Source organism: Kribbella albertanoniae (genome assembly GCF_004348455.1).
GTDB classification, from domain to species: Bacteria; Actinomycetota; Actinomycetes; order Propionibacteriales; family Kribbellaceae; genus Kribbella; species Kribbella albertanoniae.
Genome location: NZ_SMKA01000013.1, coordinates 43,183 through 65,734, shown reverse-complemented (window position 1 = coordinate 65,734; position 22,552 = coordinate 43,183). Strand labels below are relative to the sequence as shown.

Below are 22,552 nucleotides of genomic sequence, written 5' to 3'. Positions count from 1 at the left end.
TCTCGTTGCCTGGTGCCAGGCAGTTCGTGGCCCCCGTAGACGAACCCGTCGTGCTTGAACCTGATCCGGCGCGGCCGAACCGCGTACACCTACTGGGGACCCGGGACACGTCACCAGATGGCCGAGGTCCCCAGTGGGTGACCGCAGTACACCCGGCGCACCCGCACGCGAGCCGGCCCGGCGGTGATCCTGTATCGGACGCTCACCTGTTGTGGGCGGCAGACGTGGCTCAGTCAACGCCTACTGAGCATCAGCGAGCGGCTGGCGCCGGGTCAGGTTTCCGGGTGGAAGCCGGTGGCGGTGCTGATCAGGTCGTCCTCGGTGAACCGGGTTCGGTCGAGCGATACCTCTGCGGCCAGCCCGGGGGAGATGAAGTAGAACACCTCGTCGTCGTCCGCGAGACCGTCGTACGGACCGATCTTGACCGGGCGCAACTGCCAGGCACCGGGATCCTTCTCCTCGTACTCGACGAGGAAGGTCTTGACTGCCTCGAGGTCGCTGAGCTTGGCGCCGCGCAGGGTCTTGACGGTCAGGTCGACCTTGAACGCGCCCTCCGGATCCGGCCCGGTCTCCCAGACCCGGCTGTGGAAGACGACGTCCTCCCACTCGTACTCGAAGTCGCTCGGCGTCCCGATGCCGCCGGGGAGATGCTCGATCACGAAGCCGTCCACGGTGCGTGCCCTTTGCTCGATCGACGGGGAGGATGCCGCGTACGGCGCCGAGGATCCGGCGGCTGCCGCGGTGGCAGCCGTCCAGACGCCCAAGGAGGACAGGACGACCGCACTTGTCCTCACGATACGGCTCAGGCGTGGCACGAATCGGGAACGACGGGATGATCGCAACATGGCTGCCTCCAGGGGTTACCTCGGCGCCGCACTCCTTCGCGTGGCGCCTCTTGCCCAAGAAGATGCAGCGATCGTCGCCCTCCCGGATCGCCGATTCCCGAATCTGTGGACAACTTGCCGGATCAGTGCCCGATCAAGCGATGCAGACGATGGAAGGTCTGCCGGAAGCCCAGCGCCGGCCAGGCACGCGACGACAACAGGTTCGTCACCCGCCAGTCGGTGACGACGGAGTCGTAGCCCATCTCGGCCGACCAGTTCAGCACCGCTTCACCCAGCGCCCGCCCGGCGCCGAGGCCACGCGCCTCGGGCAGCACCGCGGCGAATCCCAGGAAGCCCGCGTTGTCCGGCTGCGACAACCCGCTGTGTGTCGAGCCCTTCTCGATCGACGAACCGATGGACGAACCGATCACCCGACCGTTGCTCTCGGCCACAAAAGTCACGTGCTCCGGATCATCGAAGTCCTCTTCCCATTCATCCAATGCCTCCTGCAACGTCGGCAGCATGCCTGCGGAGAAGACCGGCGACAACCCCTGGTGCTGAGGCAATGTGAGATCCAGCTGCGCGAGGATCGGAATGTCGTCCCGAACGGCGGTCCGGACGGTCAGCCCCGCGGGGACCGGGATCGGTGTCTCGGGAACAGGCCGGATCGCGTGTGCGTGCTGCGAACCGAAGGCCAGCCGGAACCATGCGTCCAGAAGCGCGGCGTCATCCGGGACCAGCGTGTAATGCGCGATCCGTCCGCCGTCGACCCACGTGCTCGCGGCCGCGCCGTACAGGTCTCTGATGTGCTCTGCCTCACGTACTGCATGCCCGGCGGCTTCCACCCAGATGTTGGGTCCCCACACCGGCGACTTCTTCGGTGCCCCGAGCAAGTACCCGGTCACCTCGTCGCCGTCCCGCAGTACGGTGCCGGAGGCATCCTCGGACTCCCAGGCGGCGGTCACCTCAGCCAGCGCACGCTGTTGGTCCTCGTAGGCAGCCGGCAACAGGGGATGCCGCAGGCGATGCTGCCGGTGCCGCTCCGCCAGCAGAGCTGCCGCCGCAGGCAGATCCGTTGCTTCGAACGGCCGGATGTCGAGTCGAGACATACCCGCGACGGTACGCCGCGCCGCTTCCCGCGGGACACGGATTTTCGGGCAGCCCATTAACTGATTTGGTTGCCCGGCCTCGATCCACTAATCTAAACCCAGCGGCGCGGGGTGGAGCAGCTCGGTAGCTCGCTGGGCTCATAACCCAGAGGTCGCAGGTTCAAATCCTGCCCCCGCTACTACAGAAGGCCCTCTGATCAGGCGATATGCCGGTCGGAGGGCCTTCGTCATTGGCGCTGGATCAGGTTCTCCTGGCCAGCGGATTCCAGGTACTTCGGAAGCCTCGTAGCGCAAGTCACGATCGGCTCGCCCGCACCCTCTTTCACCCGATTTTCCATCTGGCGCGGGCGCCCGGCCGGGTGCATGGTGGGTTCAGGGGGCCACCGCGATGACGCCGGGGGCACCATCGCGACCTCGCCAGACTCCGCCGTGCTGTGCGGCCGGATGCTCGTCGTCTGAAGGGGAGAGTGATGAAGCGACTCATGGGGGGATGGATCGTCGTCCTCGTTGCGTGCCTGATCACGGCCACGGTCACCACTGGTGCGGCCGGGGCCCAGGGGGAGAGTCCGGGCGCAGCGCCCGCAGGCAGCGGCAAGGCAGGCGCCAGCGACGTCTACCTGGTGCTGCTCGGTGAGGCACCCGCAGGCGCATACGCAGGCGGGATCGCCGGCTACCCGGCGACGAAGCCGGCGGCCGGAAAGCGGTTCAACAAGAAGGACGCGAAGGTCCAGCGGTACGTCAACTACCTGCGCTCCCGGCACGCCCAGGTGGCGAACAGCGTCGGCGCGACGCGGGAGTACGACTACGAGTACTCGCTGAACGCCTTCGCGGCGACGCTCACCAAGGCACAGCTGGCGAAGCTGAGCACGACGCCCGGCGTCGTCTCGATCCAGCGGGACAAGCTGGCGCAGGTCAAAACCGACAACACGCCGGCCTTTCTCGGACTGAACGCCGCCGGCGGTCTCTGGAGCCAGCTCGGCGGGCAGGGCAGCGCCGGGGAGGACGTGATCATCGGTGTGGTGGACACCGGTATCTGGCCGGAGCACCCGAGCTTCGCCGCCGCCGGCTACGGCCCCGTGCCGGCCGGCTGGAACGGGGTGTGCCAGTCCGGCCAGCTGTGGAGCCAGCAGCAGTGCAGCAACAAGCTGATCGGCGCCCGCTACTTCCACAAGGGCTTCGGCCACTTCGGCGGAGGGCTGAAGGACGACTACATCTCGGCGCGCGACCACGACGGCCACGGTACGCACACCACGTCAACCGCCGGCGGCAACGCTAACGTCAACGCGTCGATCTTCGGACGCAGCTTCGGCACGGTCAGCGGGATGGCGCCGCGCGCCCGGGTCGCGGCGTACAAGGCCTGCTGGCCGGGCGGCTGCGCGGTCAGCGACCTCGTCGGCGCGATCGACTCGGCGGTCGGCGACGGTGTCGACGTCATCAACTATTCGATCGGCGACGACGATCCGGACTTCCTTGACGCCGATGACGTCGCCTTCCTGTTCGCCCGGCAGGCCGGTGTCTTCGTCGCGGCCTCGGCAGGCAACTCCGGACCTGGTCCCAGCACGGTCGACCACGGCGGTCCGTGGCTGACGACGGTCGGTGCGAGCACCCAGAACCGCTCGCTCGTCGGTACGGCGACGCTCGGCAACGGCGCGGCCTTCCAAGGTGCCTCCGTCACGCCGGGGCTCGCGGCGACGCCGCTGGTCGACGGTGCGGCGGCGGGCAGCGAGGGCTGCCTGTCCGGCCTCGCCCCGGCGGCTGTGACGGGCAAGATCGTGCTGTGCAAGGGGAGCTTCTCCCGAGCGGCACGGAGCCTGGGGGTCAAGAACGCGGGTGGCGTCGGGATGATCCTCTACACGGTGGACCAGAGCGACGCGCTGCTGAGTGACAACCACTATGTGCCGACCGTCCACATCCGCAACTCCGACGGCCTCGCGATCAAGACGTACATCGCGGCGACCAGTGCTCCGACGGCATCGCTGTCGGGTGGCGCGAAGGCTTTCGGTGGCGGCAACACCATGGCGGCGTTCTCGTCCCGCGGACCGCTGGTCGACAGCGCGCGGAGCACGGGTGACCTGCTGAAGCCGGACGTCACCGCGCCCGGCGTCCAGATCCTGGCCGGCAACACCCCGACCGCGTTCGTCGGGGCGCCCGGCCAGCTGTTCCAGGCGATCGCCGGTACGTCGATGTCCAGCCCGCACGTCGCCGGCATCGGCGCGCTGCTGCGGGATCGGCATCCCGGCTGGACGCCCGACATGATGCAGTCGGCGCTCATGACGAGTGCCCGGCAGGACGTGTGGAAGGAGGACGGCAGTACGCCTGCCGACCCGTTCGACTTCGGTGCGGGTCACATCGTGCCCAACAGCGCGGCGGATCCCGGTCTCGTCTACCCAGCCGGTTTCGACGACTACCGGGCGTTCCTGCGAAGCCAGGGGTTGTGCACTCTCTGCTTCGGCACCACCCCGGCGCCGGTCATCGCTCCGACCGACTTCAACGCTGCGACGATCACGGTCCGCTCGCTCGCGGGCGTCCGGACGGTGACACGTACGGTGCGCAACGTCGGCCCGGCCGGGACCTACGCGGTCTCCGTCGCCGCACCGCCAGGGGTTGACGTCGTGGTCACCCCGAGCGTGCTGACCCTCGGCACCGGCGCCACGGCCTCGTACCAGGTCACGTTCACGTCGACCCCGGCTGCGGATTTCGACGAGTACAGCTTCGGGGCGCTGACCTGGTCGGACAGCGCCGGCCACAGCGTGCGAAGCCCGGTGGTGGTCCGCCCGGTCAGCATCGCCGCGCCGGCCTCCGCGGCGGGCACAGGGGCAACCGGATCGCTCCAGTACGCCGTCAAGTTCGGCTACTCGGGCAGCTTCAACGTCGCGCCGCAAGGTCTCGTGGCAGCGACGACCGAGACGAGGACGATCGTCGACGACCCGGCGAACGACTTCAACGCGAATGCTCCGGACGCCAACCAGGGCATCCAGGTGCACGAGTTCGCGGTGCCCAGCGGCACGCCGCTGCTGCGGGTGCAACTGTTCGACGAGTTCACCGACGGCAACGACGACATCGACCTGTACTTGTACCGGGTCGGCGCGGGAGGCGTGTTGACCCTCGTCGGGGCCAGCTTCACCACCACCAGCGCGGAACTCATCGACCTCGCCAAGCCCGGCGCGGGCACCTATCGCCTCTACGCGCACGGCTTCGAGACCGACGGTGCCGACGCCGTCTACACCCTCTTCCGCTGGCTCGTGCCGGGCACCGCCACAGGCAACATGACGGCGACGTCAAGTACGGCGACCGCCACCATCGGCGGCTCAGCGGACATCACGGTGTCGTGGACCGGCCTCACCCCGGCGACGAAGTATCTCGGCCGGGTCAGCTACTCCGACGGCTTCACCGAGATCGGGGGCACGGTAGTCACGGTCACCCCGTAGCCGCGACGGATCGCAGGGCTGACCGGAACAGATTCCGGTCAGCCCTTACCTCAGCAATGCCAAGCACTGGGTAGCGTTGGCCCGTGAGCGCGAAGGCTGAACGTCAAGCCGCGCGCCAGCAGATCGCTGCCAATCATGAGGCGCATCTCGCGGCGCTGAGCTCACTGCTCGGATCATTCAGCGCATGGCTGAGGACGGCGAGGTTATCGATTGGTGGGAACGCGGCCTTTGTCATGCGTGGCGGCTCAAAGCCGGTGGCTTGACGTTGTCGGGACACGGGATACTCGAGTCCACGGCGGGGGAGGGCTTCGCCAAGTCAGGAGAACCGATGGGTGAGCTGCCGTCATACACATCGCTCGTCGGTGTGGCACCGGCAACGCTCTTCGGGCTGCTCGAGTCTGGAGCCGATAAGGCCCTGAATGCCAGCTACGAGTTCGCCTGGCAGAAGGACCATGCGCTGCTCGGCGTGATCGACCGGGCGCTGGCGGCCGCCGCCACCGGTAGCCGCGCGGCCGACGCTTCGAGGCCTCGGTGGCTGCAGGGGCTGGTCACCCGAGAGTTGAGCGCGGCATCCACGTCGTCCTGGTCGAGCGAGCGCTTCCTGCGAGTTCGTCTGCTGGAGCGGCTCGGGCTGGTCCAACTCGATGTGGACGAGAGCTATGTGCTAGCCATGGTTAGCGCGGTTGGCCCGGACAAGTCCGACAAGCTGCGCGCCGACCCCGACCTGGTCGAGCGCGCCCTGTGGCGGGTCTTCGAGGTCGAAGGCGGCGGGGAGGTCAGCCTGACCAACGTCGACCGCTTCGGCGCAGACGACTGGCGCAAGACCTTCCTGGAGCTGACCTCGGACCGAACTCTCGACCGCACCCGAGTCATCACCGCCTGCCTACATGCCCTGGGCAGGGATTTCGCCGCCTACCGAGCCAGCTGGTATTCGGCCACCTATCTGGCGCTGGAGCCCACAGCCGAAGAGACGGCCGGCCTGCAGACGGACCTGCGTCGATTGCTCAGCTCCGCTGTCCCTGCCACAGTCGCGTTCGCCGTCAAACAACTGGCCCGAGTCCAGAAGACGGGCCTTCTCGACGTCGAGGCGACCCTCGAAGCGCTACCGCCCGCCACTGTGGTCAAGGCCAAGGGGACAGCCATTGCTGCCCTCACCCTGGCCCGCGCCGGACGAGCCGACTTCCGAGGCCTCGTTGGCATAGTGGCAAGGGCAGCGCTTGGGCACCCGCATCCTGACGTCCAGCGAGCAGCCGCCAAGCTCCTCGCCGACCTCGGCGAAGCCGACGGCGTACTCGCTGCCGCAGAAGACCTCACCCCAAGCGTGCGCCAAGAACTCGGACTGCAAGCCGAGGCCAGGCAGGAGAACGAGGTTCCACACGATCAGAGTCTGGCGCCGGTACCAGTGCCCGTCTCAACACGCGACTTGGCAGAGCGCGCGGCCGCACTGCTGGAGGATGCGTCGGACGCAGGTGAGCTCGAAGCGGTCCTGGCCTGCCTCGCCACCGGCGGAGCCGAAGTACTCGAACCTTTGAGGAAGCGGGCCAAGGCCGTCGTCGCGCGCGGCCCGCAAACCGACCTCGGCGACTCGTGGCTGCCCGGACAAGTGGCACGACTCGTCCTGAGCGTCCTCGGCGACACGGCGCCGCCCGCGGTCCCCGACCACCCGGCCCAGCGATTCGTCGCACGACGGCTGTCCGAGATCTACACCTCAGGTGCCCCGTTGCTGGCCACCCCCGACCTCCCGGGTGGCTGGGTCGACCCCATGGCTTTCGTCGAACGCCTGGTTCAGAACCCCAGCCCGCGGCACCATGACCTCATCGCAGCGCTGCTCCGCCTCCACCCCGACGGACGCGACGATGCCGCTCGTACGGCGTGCAGTCTGCCCGCTGCGGCCCGGTTCGCACTGGACGGCGTGGAGCCGACTCGGCGACTGCTGCGCAGCGGGCGGGAGGGACCCGCAGCATGGTGGATCGCTGCCGAACGGTCCTGGACGCCATACACCACCGCCGCTCCGCAACTGAGCGGTGACGTCAAGACGCACACCTGGCAGGAGAACGGACGCGACCGCCGATCCTGGTACGCCAAGTTCACCGTCACCACCGCAAACACCGACCGGCCCACCGGCGACCAGCCGACCGAGCTGAAAACCCAAACCTCCGACCGGTGGGGCGACGGCTCTGCCAGCAGGTTTCTCGGCGACTGGATCCCGACCCTGGCGGCCATCTGGCCCCGCGACGCCGAGCACTTCCTCTCCCTCACCTGCCTGCCCGTCCTGGAGTCCCCGAACTGGGCCGAGTCCACCCATGACGTGCCGCGAACCCTTGACGCCTTGGCGCGACACCCTGGACGCATGGGAACGCTGGCAGCAGCCACGCTCGCGGCCGGCATCTCGGCAACACAGCGAGACCACCGGCTCCACGCCGTCGACGCCTTCATCGACCTGGTGGTGTCCGGTCGCATCCCGGTTCATGAGGTTGCCTCAGTCATGGCGCGCTACGCCGGGGTCTGGCCGGCCAACCGGTGGGTGGAGTCCCTGGCATCTGTGGCCCAGGTGCCCGGAGGCGCTGCCGTGACCGTGGACCTGCTGACCTGTCTTCTGCCGCAACTGTCCGCCGAGCATCGTGGCCTCAAAAAGCTTCTCGACCTGCTCCGGGATGAACTGATCCGTCTGGACCGTCGCGCCACCGATCCGGCGTTGGCGCAATGGCTTGGCGGCTTCGCGGGGAGTTCGGCTGCAGCCAGGACCGCGCGGCTCCTGCTCGGATAGGTTCTCGACATGGCCGCAACTGCAGAGGAGCAGATGTACAACTACGTCCGCCCGTCGACGCTGACCTTCGGCGACGGACAGGCTGACATGATGCTCGCCACCAGCGGCGGCCGCACCGCAACCGGCCACGATGCGCACCCTGTCTTCTTCGACGGCTTCCTCGGGCACCCCGAGCAAGCTGCGGCTGCGTTGCTCGCGGTCGCCAAGGTCGCTCGCACCCGCTTCTACACGCCACCCGGGATGGTCGCTGCGATCCTGCGAGCGGCTGACCCGGTTGTCACCAGCAACGGCGATCGGCTTCGGTTCGAGAGCTTCTCTGCCTGTTGCGGTGTGTACGCCCGCTACGACGCGCTGCCAGGTAGCCTCGACGGCGCCCTGCTCGACACCGGCACCACCAACGTCGACTTCAACCCGCCGATCCGCGACGCACTCGCCCGCATCAGTGGCCTCGAACCGCTCCACCTACAAGTCGGCGAGGACGTTGCCGTCCGCACCCTCGACGCAGCGGTCATCGAGAAGAAGGTGCCGCTTCCCGAGCGCTGGCTCAAGGGCTTCGCCGAGGTGCAGCTCGCCTCCGCCACAGTCGCCCCAGCCTTCGACGTTGCTGCCTCCGAAGCCAGACGATTCATCCGGAGCTTGCCGAGTTCCGGCAGTCGCAAACCGGTCTGGGTCGTCCCGGCGGGGCGCGGCCTGCGCATCACCACGCGCCCGACACCCGGCGCCGTTTCGCTTTCAGGGCTCGATCGTCTCAAGCCGCTCGAGCCGCTGCTCCGGTTCGCCCGATCCCTCCGCGCCTACGCAGCTCCACACGACGCGCAAGGCGCGACCGGCGTCTGGGAACTTCAGCTTGACCACGCACGACTCGTTGTTGCCCTCAGCCCCGAATCCAGCCGAGGCTTCTCCGGTGAAGGCGGAGTGCTCTGGGACCTCGCCGACGAGCAAACGGCCGACGACGCGGACCTCGTCTCGGCCATGCTGGCCTTCGAACCACGGATCGACATCTCACGACTGTCCGCCGAATCGGGCCTGGCTGCGGAGCGCGTCACGCGCGCGCTCGGCCGCCTCGGCGCGGCCGGCAGGGTCGGGTACGACGCGGCCGAAGGCGCTTACTTCCACCGCGAACTGCCGTACGACGCGGAGCGGCTTGCCACCATGCACCCCCGCCTGCGCGACGCGACCGCCTTGGTCGATGCGGGCGCAGTACGACTCGCTGGCGACACCGCCTACGTTCGCAGCGGCGACACCGAACACGTCGTACGCCGCACGGCCGACGGCGACAGGTGCACCTGCCCCTGGTATGGGAAACACAAGGGCAGCCGAGGTCCCTGCAAGCATGTGCTCGCAGCCGACCTGATCAGGCGCGGTTCATGATGGCCTCGATGCCGCGCTCGCAGCGTTCGAGTCTGGCAGTCGCGAAGAAGTCCGCACCTTCCTAACGGGTCTCAGCGGTCTTCGCCCGGTAGCGTTGGCTCGTGAGTACTAAGGCTGAGCGTCAGGCCGCGCGGGAGCAGGTTGCTGCCTATCACGAGGCGCAACTGGCCGCGCTGATTCAGCGGGTTGCTGAGGCGGTTGATCGGTTTCGTGGTGGTGAGCTGGACGCCTTTGAAGCCGATGAGGTGATGTTCCAGTACCAGCGTGCGGCGCGGCAGTTGTGGACGTTCTGCCAGGGTGCCGGCAGTCGGGCTGAGTTCACTGCTCAGATCATCCAGCGCATGGCTGAGGACGGTGAGCCGATCGATTGGTGGGAACGCGGCCGACCACACCGTCGCAGTTGATCGCCAGCCGAGGAGCTAGGCCTGGTTCAGGTTCGGGTACCGGGTGGTGGGCGCGTTGTCCGCGGGCAGGGCAGGAGCTTGCTTGTAGAGGAGGGGCATGATCGCCACCGTCGCCAAGGTTGCTGACCTTGATCAGTTTCTGACGACGTTCTCGAGCCAGGGGGTCGAGAAGAGACGTGAGCACGGGTGCAGGGGTGCCTATGTGTTCCGGGATCCCGAGGATCCCCAGCGGGTCTGGGCGTTCTTCGACTGGGAGCTCGAGGACTACGAGAAGTTCCTCGCCGACCCCGAGGTCCCGGCGATCGCGCAGCGACTCGCACTCCGCGAGCCGCCGGTGAAGCTCGACCCGGTCGCCGGGTTCGACTCCTGAGTCACCCTCAAGCCGGCTTGATGTTGTGGTTGAAGCGGAAGGTGTTGTTCGGGTCGTACTGGGCCTTTACTGCCGCGAGCCGGGACAGGCGGGCCTCGTTCCAGAAGGCGCTGACTCGGTCTACGTCTTCCTCGTCGGTGACGAGGTTGAGGTAGCTGTCTCCGGAGCCGACTGCGCGGAGGTCGGCACCTGCTTGTTTGGCCCAGCTTCGGCAGCGGTCGGTGTCGGTGGGGTCGGTCCATTGGGCCATGACGTGGATCAGCCAGCTGTCCTGGCGGTGGCTGAAGGCGGTGGCGTCCGGCTCGACCCGGGTCACGGCGTTGTCGAACGGGATCACCTGCATGATCGAGTGGTCGGTCGGCAGGGTGGCGGCGTACGTGGACAGGGTTTCGATTTGTTTGGTGCCCAGTTCGGGGAGGTATTCGCCGGTCCAGTAGTGCAGGTTGCCGTTCGGGTTCAGCGGGTCGAGCAGTTGCTGTACGGCGACGTACGGCATTGGGTAGATGAAGTCGAGGACCGGTGATCCGAACTCCTGGACCGGACGCACGATCTCCGGGTCGAGGTCGGTGCCGAAGTACCGCAGGAAGATTCCGATCAGCCGGCGGCCGCGGTGTTCCTCCGGGATGACGTCGAGCGGTGGGGCGAACTGGATGACGGCGTCCGCGCTCAGCTCCTCGGGAGTGTCCACGATGAAGTCGCGTAGGAAGGCCAGCACCTCGGGCGCCTGTTCGACCGGCCAGGCGACCATGCCGGCGAGGATGGTCGGACCGACCGGATGGCAGCGGAACTCGAACGAGGTCACCACGCCGAAGTTTCCGCCGCCGCCACGCAGCGCCCAGAACAGCTCGGGATGGCTGTCGGCGCTGGCGGTGACGACTGTGCCGTCTGCGGTGACTACGTCAGCGGACAGGAGGTTGTCGCAGGTGAGGCCGTAGCGACGCTGCAGCATTCCCATGCCACCCGTCAGCGCCAGCCCTCCGATGCCGGTCATCGAAACCTGGCCGCTGGGTGTGGCCAGGCCGAACAGTTGCGTGTTGGCATCCAGGTCAGCCAGCGTGGCGCCACCCGAGACGCGCACGGTCTGCGCCACCGGATCGACGCGGACGTCGCGCATGCCGGACAGGTCGACCAGCAGGCCGTCGTCGCAGGTGCCGTGGCCGGCAACGCTGTGGCCACCGCCGCGGATGGCGACCGGTAGGTCGTGCGCTACGGCGAACCGCACCGAGTGGACGACATCGGCGACGCCGCGGCAGTGGGCGATCACGGCGGGCCGACGATCGATCATGCCGTTGTAGACGTGCCGGGCGTCGTCGTAGCCGGGATCACCCGGGACAACGATTTCACCGCGCATTTGCGCGGCCAGTTGATCGGTCGGGAGCTGATTCATAACGAAGCCTTCCTATTTTCGAGAAATGCCTCGAATTTCTCGTGCCAGGATGCCGGGCCGCTCAGGCGAAGTCCTTTCTGCGGGTCCACCAGCGCGTGTTGTGACTTCGCCTCGGCGATCAGTTGCCCACCGGTTTTGCGGTAGATCTCGTAATGACAGTCGAGGCGGATGGTGAGCGGTGCCGTCCAGGTCCGGATCAGTAGGTCGTCGAGGTAGTGGGCCGGTGTGTGGAATCGGATGTGAAATTCGGTGGTGGTGACCAGGTAGTCCCGGTAGTCGACGCCGGCGGCCAGGGCGAAGGCCTCGCGGCCGAGGTCGCACCAGGTCATGTAGTTGCCGTAGTAGGCATGGCGCTGCAGATCGCACTCGGACCAGCGGACCCGGACACCCGTCTCCACGAATGCCTGGCGCATGATCCGGGGCGCAGTTTCGACCCAGCGCGGCATAGGCCGTTTCCTTCCGCTCGATTGAGAAAATGAAAGATCTTCCATAAATCTCGGGGTGGCCATAAACCTCTTTATGGTGCGACTCTCAACAATTTGAGCCGGCTGTGGCGGCTGCGCCAAGATTGGTGTCCGGCTTGTCGTGGTGTCAAGCAATCCGGCCCGCCATGGCTGATCCCTGCTATCCCGACGCTGCATTTACCGGCTAGCAGGAATCAGTCATACGACTATTCCTTGACACTGCCGCGAAACGATTCCTAGCATTCCGTCCTGTCCCGCGCTATCAACTGCTCGGAAGGTAAATAGCCGAGCCGGCCCGCCCCTCGATTCAGCGCGTGTTGGGAGCAATTCATGATTTCTGCCATCGATACCTGCCGGGTTCCGGCCGGCCGGCTGCGTGGTGCCGGTGTCGACCTGCTGGACCAGCAGCGGTTCGCGCTGGCCGCACGGCGTACCGGTCCGGCGTGGCTGCGGCGAATTTTCGCCACCACCGAATGGGACGCCGAGCAACTGCCTGGTACGGCGGAGCTCGCGCACCTGGCCCGTATGTTCGGGATCAAGGAGTGCGTGGTCAAGGTGGTCGGCGGTCTGCCGGCCGGCGCCTGCTACCGCGACATCATCGTCGGCAGGGCCGACACCGACGGCGTCCGCCTCATCGGCCTACGGGGCGAGCTGGCTAACGACCACCGGGTCGTTCTGACCGGCGGCGTCCTGCCCGCCGACGATGCACTCGGCCCCGATCTCGCCCTGTGCTGGGCGGTCGCCACCGAAGTGGAGGCGGCGCGATGATCGACACAGCGTTCGTGTTTCCCGGTCAGGGCAGCCAGCGCCCCGGGATGGGCCGCGAGCTGGCCCGCTGCGGCGTCGAAGCGCGCGAGCTGATCGTCCAAGCAGAGCAGCTGACCGGAGTCGCCATCGGCGAGCTGATGACCCGGGCGGACGAGCGGACGCTGGCCGATCCCGAGGCCGCCCAGCTCACGATCTTCGTCTGGTCCAGCGTGCTGGCAGCCGAGCTCGCAGCTGCCGGATGCCGACCGGTCGCGGTCGCTGGGCACAGCCTCGGCGAGTACGCCGCCCTCGTCGCGGCCGGCTGTCTCAGCTGGGAAGCCGCGCTGGCAATCGTGGCCCGGCGAGGGCGAGCGATGGCCGATGCTGCACGGTGTCAGCCGGGCGCGATGGCCGCCATCGCAGGGCTCTCGGATGACCAGGTGACCGACCTGTGCGCACGGTTCTCGGTCGGCGGCGGCATCGTGGTCATGGCGAACCTGAATGCACCCCGGCAGGTGGTTGTCTCCGGGACAACCGATGAGGTGTGCGGAGTGGTCGACGCTGCCCAGTCGGCTGGCGCCCTGCGGGTGAAACGGCTGCCGGTCGGCGGTGCCTACCACTCGCCGCTGATGTCCGAGGCCGAGCGTGAGCTTGCGCCGCTGCTCGCGGCGGCGGATCTGCGAGCACCGCGGGTGCCGTTCGTTTCCAGCCTCACTGGTGGCGTGGTCCACGACATCGAGAAGTACCGGAAGCTGCTCGGCGGACAGATCACCCGGCCGGTGCGCTGGACCGACACCGTCGCATCGCTCACCCGGAGCGGCCCACGCACCTTCGTCGAGGTCGGCCCGGGCCGGGTGCTGACCGGGTTGGGGCGAAACATGATCCGGACCGCTAGACATCTGACCGGTTGCGAGGCGCTCGGTGCGCTGGCGGCGGTGAGTCAGCCATGACCAACGTGGTTCTGATAACCGGCGCCACCAAGGGGATCGGTCTCGGCGTCGCACTGGAGCTGGCCGCCGCCGGCAGCCGAGTGCTGCTGAACTATCGGCGCGACATCGAGCAGGCGAAGCAGGCGCTCGATCAGGTCCGCGAGCTGCAGCCGGACGCGGAGCTGATCCAGGCCGATGTCGCCGAGCCCACCGACGTGGACCGGATGTTCCGCCGGATTCGCTCCGACCACGGCCAGTTGGACGGCCTGGTCAGCAACGCCGGCATCGCGAGTGACGGCTACGCGCTGATGATGGGCGAGCAGAAATGGCGGTCCGTCGTCGACACGAACCTCACCGGCTCGTTCCTGGTTTGCCGTGCGGCAGCCCGGTTGATGGCAGTACGGCGTACTGGCGCGATCGTCGCGGTTGCCTCCACCAGCGGCCTGGCCGCACCGGCCGGACAGGTGAACTACGCCGCCTCCAAAGCAGGTGTGCTGGCCATGGTCCGGGTGCTGGCGAAGGAGCTTGGCAGCTACGGCATCCGGGTCAACGCGGTGGTCCCTGGCTTCGTCGACACCGCGATGACGCGCTCGATGCCGCAGGACCAGCTGACCGCCTTCATGGAACGAGTACCACTGGGCCGCATCGGTACGCCGGCGGACGTGGCGCCGGTGGTCCGGTTTCTGCTCGGTGCCGAGTCGGCCTATGTGACCGGAGCCTCCGTCGTCATCGACGGCGGCTTGACCTGCTGAACGCCCACCCAACAACGCGACAGGAAGTGGCCCACATGGTGGCAACGCTGGAAGAGACGAAGACAGCCGCAAAGGCTCGGCAGGTCCTCTGCGGTGAGGTCAAACACCTGCTGGTGGACCGGCTCGGCCTCTCGGTAGACCCAGACCTGATCGGTGACGACCAGCCGCTGTTCGGTAGGGGACTCGAGCTCGACTCCATCGACACCCTCGAACTGGCGATGGCCGTGGAGGAGAAGTTCGGTGTGATGATCACCGACGACGACACCGAGAGCCTGCTCTCGCTCAACCGGCTCGTCGACTATGTAGAAGGCAATCGATGACCGCGGCGCCGTCCGTGCGACCAGGTGGTCTGTCGGCCGACGAGATCGCGCGACTGCTCCCGCACCGGTACCCGTTCGCCCTGCTGGACCGGGTCACCTCGGTCGAGCCCGGCGTACGGGCCGAGGCGATCAAGAACGTCACCGCCTCCGATCCGGTGCTCGCCGGCCACTTTCCCGGCCGGATGCTCTACCCAGGCGTGCTGCTCGTCGAATGTGTCGCGCAGCTCGCCGCGGTGATCTATGGCAGCGCAGCGGCGACCCGGAGCACCGGTGAGCTGGTGGCCGATGTCGCAGAGCGGGTCGGCTACCTCGCGGAGATCAAACAGGCCAAGTTCCTGCGCACCGTGCTGCCTGGCGATCAAGTGGTCGTCCGGGCCCAGGCCGGTCCCAGGATGGGCGACCTCATGTCGGTGACCGGCCAGGCGTCGGTCGGCCGCGACGTGGTGATGACGGCCCGGCTCGTCGTCACCGAACGGGACAGCGAATGAAGGGGAGAACCATGGAGAGCGTCTACTCCGACAGCGTCGCCGAATACGAAGTGCTGCGCAGTGCGTGCGGGCTGATCGACTACAGCGGCATCGGCCTGCTCCGAATCGCCGGTAGTGGCGCGTCGGCCTTCCTCAGCCAGGTGTCGACCCGCAGCGTCGATTTCCTGCTCGAGGGGCAGATCTCGTCGGCACTGCTGCTGAACTCGGACGGGTCAGTGCTGGCCGAGGTGTTGATCCACTGCCACGGCACCGACTACCTCATCGAGATCTGGCCGGCCCAGGCGGCGGCCGCGACCGAGTACCTGGTTGCCGCCGGCAACACCGGTGCGCACGACGTGACCGTGCAGGATGTTGGTGACGAGTACTGCGTCTTCGGCATCGAGGGTCCGCAGGCGCCTGCGATCGCGCAGAAGTTCCTGCCATTCCCGATCACCTCACTCTCGTACGCCGGCTTCGTCACCACGCCTTGGCGCGACGACCTGGAGCTCCTGGTGAGCCGCACCGGAGTGACCGGCGAATACGGCTACAAACTGCATGTACCGGTTGCTGCAGGCAACGAGTTGCGCCGGCATCTCGTCGATCTCGGTGCGCGGCAGGTCGGTCTGGCAGCCGTGAACGTCTGCCGGATGGAGATGCGGTTCGCCAACCTGGAACAGGAAGCGGCCGGTGTGACGCCGTTCGAGGTCGGCTTGCAGTGGATGGTCGACTTCGGGCACGACTTCATCGGGAAGGACGCTCTCGTTGCGCACTGGGAGGCCGGCCCGCCGCGCCGCCCGGTCTGCTGGATCGCCTCCGATCGGCTGCAGGCGATTCCGGACCCGGGCAGCTGGCTGGTGGTGGAGGACGAATCGGTGGGTGCCGTCGCCCACGCGGTGTACTCGCCCCGGCTCGGTCGCGTGATCGGCACGGCCCGGGTCGACGCCGATGTCGCGGCGGCCGGTCTGAAGCTGACCCTTGAGCAGCTCACCCGGCCGATCCGGACCACTGCAGCTCCGTTCCTGGTCGCTACCAGCTTCGGCGTACCGCTCGAATGACCGCAATCCGCCCGCGTGAGGAGAGCACATGAACGCCACAGGTGTAGCCATTACCGGCATCGGGATGACCTGCGCGCTGGGTACCGGGGCCGAGTCGGTCTGGGCCGGCGTACGCGACGCGGCGAGCGGGATCGGCCGGACCCGGCGGCTGGACACCTCGCCGCTGAGCTGCCAGTACTCCGGTGAGGTCGCGGAAGTCCCCGTCCCGCCGATCAAGGGGCGGGGCCGGACCGATCGCGCGATCCGCCTCGCGTTGAGTACTGCGGCAGAGGCGATCGAGGACGCCAAGCTGGACATCGCGGCGTTCGATCCGTACCGGGTCGGGATTGCGATGGGTACGTCGGTCGGCGGCCTCGACGCGGGTGAGCAGTACCACTGGCAACTGCTCCGGGACGGCGTCGCCGGCGCATCGAAGGCCCACCTGCTGGTGTACCCGCTGTACACGTCGACCGATGCGGTCAGCGCGGCCTTCGGACTGAAGGGTCCGAAGGTGGTGATCTCCAACGCCTGTGCGGCCGGCGCCAACTCGATCGGCTGGGCGCTGGACGCGATCCGGGAAGGCCGGGCCGATGTGATGCTGGCCGGTGGCGTGGACGTGCTCGACATGCTCTCGCTGGCTGGGTTCGACAGTCTGAAGGCGCTCGACGACCAACCGTGCGCGCCGTACTCACGCAGCAGCGGTCTCAACATCGGGGAGGGCGCCGCCTTCCTGGTGCTCGAGTCCGCGCAGGTAGCCCAAGCGCGTGGCGCGCGAGTGCTGGGTTACGTACTGGGCTATGCGCTGACCAGCGACGCGCACCATGCGACTGCTCCGGATCCAGTGGGCGGTGGAGCGTTGCGATCGATGCGACGCGCGCTGGAGCAGGCTGGGTACACGCCGGCGGACGTCGACTACGTGAACGGCCACGGCACCGGGACCCCGGCGAACGACAGCTCTGAGCCCAAGGCTGTGACGGCGCTGTTCGGTGGCGAGAAGGTGCCGCCGATGAGCAGTACCAAGTCGCAGGTCGGCCACACGCTCGGCGCCGCGGGGGCAGTGGAGGCTGCGGTCTGCGCGCTGGCAATGCGTGAGCAGATTCTGCCGCCCACAGTGAACGTCGACACCTCGGCCGACAGCCCGCCGTACGACATCGTGCCGAACGCATCGCGCCCGGCCGACATCGGTCTGGTGGTCTCGAACTCATTCGCGTTCGGGGGCAACAACTGCTCGCTGGTACTCGGCAGGACTCTCAAGTCAGGTCCGCAGCGACCAGACCGCCGAGTGGTGATCACCGGTGCCGGTGTGGTCTCGTCGGTAGGCCTGGGACGCGAGGGCCTGATCACCGGCCTGCGGACAGGTGCGGTCGGTATCGCTCCGGCGACCCGGATCGACACCAGCCAGTCCACAAGCGGGCTCGCGGCGGAGATCACCGACCAGGGCTACCGGCGCTGGATCAACCCGGCGTATGCCCGCCGGCTCGACCAGCTCGGCGCACTGGTGCTGGCTGCGACGCGAGACGCCTTCTCAGACGCGGCGTACCAAATCACTCGCCAGAACGCGACTGAGGTCGGGATGGTGTTCGGCACCTGTACCGGACCGCTGGAGACGGTGGCGCAGCTGACCGAGACGATCGGTACGGAGGGTCCGCACCGTGTCAACCCACGGCTGTTCCCGAACTCGGTGATGAACGCGGCGCCCGGCCACGCCTGCCTTTCGCTGCAGATCAAGGGCCCGTTGTCCACACTGGCCATCGGCTGCGCGTCCGGCGTCGCAGGCCTTGGCTATGCATCGGATCTGATCCGCAGGGGTGAGGCGGAGGTGATGGCAGCGGTGAGCGCGGACGAGCTGACCGGACTGCTCCACCTCGGCTACGACCACCTCGGAATCCTCGCCTCCGATGCCGTCCATCCCTACGACCGCGAGTCCAGCGGCTGCGCGATCGGTGCGGGCTCAGTGGCTCTCGTGCTCGAGTCGTTGGACCACGCGCAACAGCGTGGGGCAACGATCCTCGCCGAGGTCCGCGGGCACGCCAGCACGGGGGATGCCTATCGGGTGGCGGGTAACGACGCATCTGGGGAGGCCTGGGCACAGTGTCACCGCAGCGCCCTGGACGCGGCGGGACTGACACCGTCCGACGTAGGAGTCGTGTACGGCGACGCTCGGGGAACCGCCGCGATCGACCTGGCGGAGGCGCGTGCTGTGGCTGCCGTGTTCCCGGGCAGCTCGACCCGACTGGCCAACCTCTCCGGCCAGGTGGGTCACATCCACGCCACCACTGCACTGATGTCAGTACTCGCCGCGGCCGAGAGTGTGAGCACCAGCTGGGTTCCATCGATCGCCGGACTGCGTGATCCGTTGCCGGGGCTGGAGCCATACGTCAGCTCGGACCACGATCCCGCCGGACGTGCCGCACTGATCACAGCAGCCAACTGGGGCGGTACGTACGCATCCGTCGTACTGACGCCGTGGCAATGATGTCAGCCGTCTATGTCCTCCAGGTGCCCACTGATGCCTATGCATGGCACCAGTTCCTCAGCCCCGCAGAGCTGGCCTATTGCGCAGGGTTCGCCCGCGCTGGCGAGCACCTGGCCGCGCGGGTGGCGGCGAAGCACGCAGTCGCCGAGGCACTGCACTGGCCCGGGCCGGTTCCGTGGCAGGGCATCGAGATTCTCCGTACGCCGCCCTCCGCGCCGGTGGTATCGCTGGCCGGTGCGATCGAGCGGTGGTGCCGGCAAGCGAACCTCGTGGTGCCGCGGGTGTCACTCAGCCATGCCGCTGGGTACGCCGTAGCCCTGGCCTGGCTGCCAGTTGAGGCGGCAGCGTGACGACGGGTGCGGGGCTGGCCGGCCGCAGCGCTCTGGTCACAGGTGCGGCCAGCGGCATCGGCCGTGCCGTGGCTGCAGGTTTGGCCGCGGCTGGAGCCGGAGTTGTGCTCGCTGACCTCGACGGTGATCGATGCGAGGCAGCAGCCAAGGAGATCGAGGCGGCTGGGCACCCCGGCCGGGTCGCGGCTGCGGTGGCGGACGTCACCGACCCCGAGGCGTGGGCGAGGCTCACCAGGACTGCCCGTCGGTGTTTCGGCTATCCCACGCTGCTGGTGAACAACGCCGGTGTCCTCGGGGGTCACGGCCTCGCCGGTGTCACAGCTGACGAGTGGGATCGGGTCGTCGATGTCAGTCAGCGCGGCACCTGGCTCGGGATGCAGACCGTCGTACCGTTCATGCACCTGGCCGGTGGCGGCGCGATCGTCAACGTGTCCTCGGTGTTCGGTCAGATCGGCTCCGGCGCTGCGTTCGCGTACCACGGGGCCAAAGGCGCGGTGGCCGCGATGACCCGCGCTGCGGCTGTCGAGTTGGCGGCCGCGGGGATCCGGGTAAACGCCGTCTCACCCGGCCTGGTCGAGACACCGATGACGGTGGGGCTGCCGGAGCAGTTCGTGGCCGACTTCGTGGCGGCGACACCGATGGGCCGGATGGCGGTGCCGCGGGAGATCGCTGCCGCCGTCCTGTTCCTGTTGTCCGACGACGCCTCGTTCGTCACTGGTACAGACCTGTTGGTCGACGGTGGCTACGCGGCGAAATGACCGGAAAAGGCCTGCTGGAGAGGGGGTTGTCCACTTCGTCAACACACCGAGCGTGGGGTTAGCCTCACCGAGTGTGATGAAACGGTCGTTGGAGGCGGTAGCGGAGTTTCCAGGCGTGAGGCTTGACTAGGAGGCACCGGTGGCCAGGCAACGTGACATAGCAGGCTTGGGACTAAGAGGCGACCCGCAGGCCGGCAGCTGTGGCCTCTCGGAACGGATCGGCCCGGCCGCCGCAGCCTGGGCGGCCGGCGTCCGCCCGCCCAATCGGATGGTCGGCCGTGACGATGACCGCGCCGCACTGCGGCAGATCGTCCAGGGCGCGGCGCAGCTGGTCACCCTCACCGGCCCGGCCGGTACCGGTAAGACCCGGCTGGCTCAGGCCGTGGTCGGCGATGTGCGGGCCGGCTTCCGGGACGGCGCCTGGCCTGTCGAGCTCGCATCGCTGTCCGAGTCGAGCCAGGTCGCCGGCGCGGTCACGGCTGCCTGCCGGGTCGTGCTCGGCAGCAGCTCCAACCTCCATGACGGGCTGCGGGACAGCGAGCTGCTGCTGGTGCTCGACAACTGCGAGCACGTGGCGGACGGTGTTGCCGAGCTGCTGACCAGTCTGCTGTCGCACTGTCGCGGTCTGCGGGTTCTGACCACGAGTCGGCAGCCGCTGCAGATCTACGGCGAGCGGTTGTACCCGGTCCGGCCGCTGCCGCTGGTGCGCTCCTTAAGGGCTCCGCTGGCCGAGATCGCGGCGGTCCCCTCGGTGGCACTCTTCGGGCAGCGGGCTCGAGCAGTAGCACCGGACTTCGCTCTGACCGACGACAACGTGAGCGACGTGGCTGAGATCTGCCGGCTCGTCGACGGACTGCCTCTGGCCATCGAACTCGCTGCCACGAAGCTCCGGCTGTTCGGTCCACCTGCTCTGCTGGCGAGGCTGCACGACGGACTCGACATCCTGCGCCTGGAACTGACCGATGTCCCGCGTCGCCAGCAGTCCATGCGGGCGGCGATCCTCTGGGGCTACCAGTTGCTCACGGAGGAGGAGCGCCACCTCCTGATCAGGCTGGGTGTCTTCGCGGGCGGATTCACCGCGGCGGCCGCGGCGGACGTCGTACAGGTGTCTCAGGCTCGCGGTGACGAATTGCTGGAAGCCCTGCTGGACAAGGGGATGCTGACCTCGTCGGTGGGTGCTGATGGTGAGCCGCGGTTCGATCAGCTGCACACGACCAGAGCGTTCTGCGTCGAACAGCTGCGGAGCGCCGATGACGAGCAAGAGGTGCGCGACCGGCACGCCGAGTATGTGCTGCGGCTGGTTGCTGATGCCGGGCAGGATCTTTACGGCGGACGACTCGCTGCGTACGTTCGCCGGCTGACGTCGGACCTGGCCGACGCCCGTGCGGCCTTCCAGCACCTGCGCGTCCGTGGTGACACTGACGCTGCACTCGCGCTGGCGACTGGGATCTGGCGATTCATGTTCAGCCAGGGCCACTGGAGTGAAGGCCTGCAGATGCTGGAGCAGACGCTGGGGGACGGCTTGGTGCGCGCGGGCGGCCGGCTCAACGCGGACGCGTTCCACGCTGCCGGCGTACTGGCGACGGCGCTTGGGAAGTACGCCTGCGCCGAGAACTACCAGCGTCGTGCGATTGCGGCCTTCCACGACCTCGGCGAGGTCGCGGGCGAGGCAGCAGCCTTGAACTGCCAGGGAAACCTTGCCCGGCTCCGCGGCGATCTGCAGGCGGCCCGGAGACTGTGCGAGCAGAGCCTGTCGCTGTGGCGCGCAGTCGAGGCGCCTCGGGCGGCGGCGCTGGTGCTCATCGACCTGGCCATGATCTCGATGCGCCGTGGCGATGTGTCGGCGATCGATGAGGCGATCAGCTTCGCGTTACCGCTGCTGGAGGAGGACGGCGACGACTGGAACGCTCTCTGCGTCCGTGCGCTGGCCGGGCTGATGGCCTTCCGGCGCGGTGATCAGCAGAAGGCTGAACGCATCTGCCAGTCCGTGGCGTCGGAGGCGGTCGAGATGCAGACCCATCCTGGTACGCCGTTCGCGCTGGAAGCTCTTGCCTTGGTGCTCGCCGGCCGTCGCCGGCCACCGACAGATCTGGCGGCCGTTCGCCTGATCGCGGCCGCAGGCTCGATCCGGGCCGAGACGCAAAGCTACGCGTGCGCGGAGATCCTCACGTACGTCGACCGCGCGCTGCAGCACCTGCGGCAACGACTGGGGACCGTTGCCTTCGACAACGCCTGCATCGCGGGCAAGACGCTCCCACTGCCGACCCTGCTGGACGAGGACGCCGGTCTGGTCGAGCAACCCGCCTGGACCGAGGCAGCCGCACGGACAGAACGCGTCGACGCGAACCGCACGCCGGCCGACGTGTTCCACGGTACGACGCTCACCGCGCGCGAACGGGAGGTCGTCGTACTGGTCGCGAACGGACTGACCAACCGGCAGATCGCGAACCGGCTGAACATCGCCGAGTGGACGGCGACGAACCACGTGCGGCACGTGATGCGCAAACTCGGGATGCCGTCCCGCGTCCACGTCGCCCAGTGGGTCACCCAGCGCTACCTGGCGCAGTGACCCCCGATTTGGTTGCGCACCGGCCA

20 protein-coding genes and 1 tRNA gene are annotated in these 22,552 nt (G+C 68.0%); 17 read left to right on the top strand and 4 right to left on the bottom strand.

The features are described 5' to 3' along the window. Nucleotides 1-272: 272 nt before the first annotated feature. Nucleotides 273-794, bottom strand: coding sequence for a hypothetical protein (locus E1261_RS05945; RefSeq protein WP_238176026.1), 522 nt, complete (start codon nt 792-794; stop codon nt 273-275). Nucleotides 795-967: 173 nt separating this feature from the next. Then, entirely contained in the window at nt 968-1,933 is a 966-nt protein-coding gene (locus tag E1261_RS05940) for a GNAT family N-acetyltransferase (RefSeq protein WP_165952392.1), read from the bottom strand. 105 nt (nt 1,934-2,038) lie between these two features. On the opposite strand from E1261_RS05940, the gene E1261_RS05935 reads away from it, so the two are divergent. From E1261_RS05935 to E1261_RS05905, 7 genes are all read left to right on the top strand, one after another. Further along, nucleotides 2,039-2,112: transfer RNA gene (locus E1261_RS05935), tRNA-Met, on the top strand. Between the two features lie 291 nt (nt 2,113-2,403). Then, nucleotides 2,404-5,361: a S8 family serine peptidase gene (locus E1261_RS05930; protein WP_132403058.1), complete on the top strand. Its 2,958-nt coding sequence runs from the start codon at nt 2,404-2,406 to the stop codon at nt 5,359-5,361. 83 nt (nt 5,362-5,444) lie between these two features. Continuing rightward, nucleotides 5,445-5,624, top strand: a complete 180-nt coding sequence (locus E1261_RS05925; protein ID WP_132403055.1) for a hypothetical protein — start codon at nt 5,445-5,447, stop codon at nt 5,622-5,624. Nucleotides 5,625-5,689: 65 nt separating this feature from the next. Then, nucleotides 5,690-8,128: a DUF6493 family protein gene (locus tag E1261_RS05920; RefSeq protein WP_132403052.1), complete on the top strand. Its 2,439-nt coding sequence runs from the start codon at nt 5,690-5,692 to the stop codon at nt 8,126-8,128. 9 nt (nt 8,129-8,137) lie between these two features. After that, complete coding sequence (locus tag E1261_RS05915) at nt 8,138-9,499, top strand: SWIM zinc finger family protein (protein WP_238176025.1); 1,362 nt, start codon at nt 8,138-8,140, stop codon at nt 9,497-9,499. Between the two features lie 101 nt (nt 9,500-9,600). Next, complete coding sequence (locus tag E1261_RS05910) at nt 9,601-9,903, top strand: hypothetical protein (RefSeq protein WP_132403049.1); 303 nt, start codon at nt 9,601-9,603, stop codon at nt 9,901-9,903. A gap of 97 nt (nt 9,904-10,000) precedes the next feature. Further along, on the top strand, nt 10,001-10,273 hold the full coding sequence (locus E1261_RS05905; RefSeq protein WP_132403046.1) for a 5-(carboxyamino)imidazole ribonucleotide synthase: 273 nt from the start codon (nt 10,001-10,003) through the stop codon (nt 10,271-10,273). Between the two features lie 7 nt (nt 10,274-10,280). Here the strand turns inward: E1261_RS05905 and E1261_RS05900 are convergent, their stop codons facing one another. Together E1261_RS05900 and E1261_RS05895 are read right to left on the bottom strand one after the other, a co-directional pair. Next, nucleotides 10,281-11,660 carry an FAD-binding oxidoreductase gene (locus E1261_RS05900; protein WP_132403043.1) on the bottom strand — a complete coding sequence of 460 codons (1,380 nt, stop codon included), beginning with the start codon at nt 11,658-11,660 and terminating at the stop codon, nt 10,281-10,283. Next, on the bottom strand, nt 11,657-12,106 hold the full coding sequence (locus E1261_RS05895) for an acyl-CoA thioesterase (protein ID WP_165952391.1): 450 nt from the start codon (nt 12,104-12,106) through the stop codon (nt 11,657-11,659). The genes E1261_RS05900 and E1261_RS05895 overlap by 4 nt, the downstream gene beginning before the upstream one ends. Before the next feature lie 348 nt (nt 12,107-12,454). On the opposite strand from E1261_RS05895, the gene E1261_RS05890 reads away from it, so the two are divergent. The 10 genes from E1261_RS05890 to E1261_RS05845 all read left to right on the top strand — a co-directional run bounded on the left by E1261_RS05890 (nt 12,455) and on the right by E1261_RS05845 (nt 22,526). Next, a complete protein-coding gene (locus E1261_RS05890) occupies nt 12,455-12,892 on the top strand; it encodes a 4'-phosphopantetheinyl transferase superfamily protein (protein WP_132403037.1) in 438 nt (145 codons plus the stop codon). Continuing rightward, nucleotides 12,889-13,821: an ACP S-malonyltransferase gene (locus tag E1261_RS05885; protein WP_238176024.1), complete on the top strand. Its 933-nt coding sequence runs from the start codon at nt 12,889-12,891 to the stop codon at nt 13,819-13,821. The genes E1261_RS05890 and E1261_RS05885 overlap by 4 nt, the downstream gene beginning before the upstream one ends. Further along, entirely contained in the window at nt 13,818-14,552 is a 735-nt protein-coding gene (gene fabG, locus E1261_RS05880; protein WP_132403031.1) for a 3-oxoacyl-ACP reductase FabG, read from the top strand. The genes E1261_RS05885 and fabG overlap by 4 nt, the downstream gene beginning before the upstream one ends. 35 nt (nt 14,553-14,587) lie before the next feature. Beyond that, nucleotides 14,588-14,872: a phosphopantetheine-binding protein gene (locus E1261_RS05875; RefSeq protein ID WP_132403028.1), complete on the top strand. Its 285-nt coding sequence runs from the start codon at nt 14,588-14,590 to the stop codon at nt 14,870-14,872. After that, the gene (fabZ, locus tag E1261_RS05870) at nt 14,869-15,360 is read left to right on the top strand and encodes a 3-hydroxyacyl-ACP dehydratase FabZ (protein WP_132403025.1); all 492 of its coding nucleotides are present in this window, start codon (nt 14,869-14,871) and stop codon (nt 15,358-15,360) included. Before E1261_RS05875 ends, fabZ begins: the two co-directional genes overlap by 4 nt. An 11-nt stretch (nt 15,361-15,371) precedes the next feature. Beyond that, entirely contained in the window at nt 15,372-16,394 is a 1,023-nt protein-coding gene (locus E1261_RS05865; RefSeq protein WP_165952390.1) for an aminomethyl transferase family protein, read from the top strand. 28 nt (nt 16,395-16,422) lie between these two features. Beyond that, complete coding sequence (locus E1261_RS05860; protein ID WP_132403020.1) at nt 16,423-18,849, top strand: beta-ketoacyl-[acyl-carrier-protein] synthase family protein; 2,427 nt, start codon at nt 16,423-16,425, stop codon at nt 18,847-18,849. Next, nucleotides 18,840-19,199, top strand: a complete 360-nt coding sequence (locus E1261_RS05855; RefSeq protein ID WP_132403017.1) for a holo-ACP synthase — start codon at nt 18,840-18,842, stop codon at nt 19,197-19,199. The genes E1261_RS05860 and E1261_RS05855 overlap by 10 nt, the downstream gene beginning before the upstream one ends. Beyond that, nucleotides 19,196-19,957, top strand: a complete 762-nt coding sequence (locus E1261_RS05850) for an SDR family NAD(P)-dependent oxidoreductase (protein WP_132403014.1) — start codon at nt 19,196-19,198, stop codon at nt 19,955-19,957. The genes E1261_RS05855 and E1261_RS05850 overlap by 4 nt, the downstream gene beginning before the upstream one ends. 139 nt (nt 19,958-20,096) lie before the next feature. Continuing rightward, nucleotides 20,097-22,526, top strand: coding sequence for a helix-turn-helix transcriptional regulator (locus E1261_RS05845; RefSeq protein WP_132403011.1), 2,430 nt, complete (start codon nt 20,097-20,099; stop codon nt 22,524-22,526). Nucleotides 22,527-22,552 lie beyond the last annotated feature (26 nt).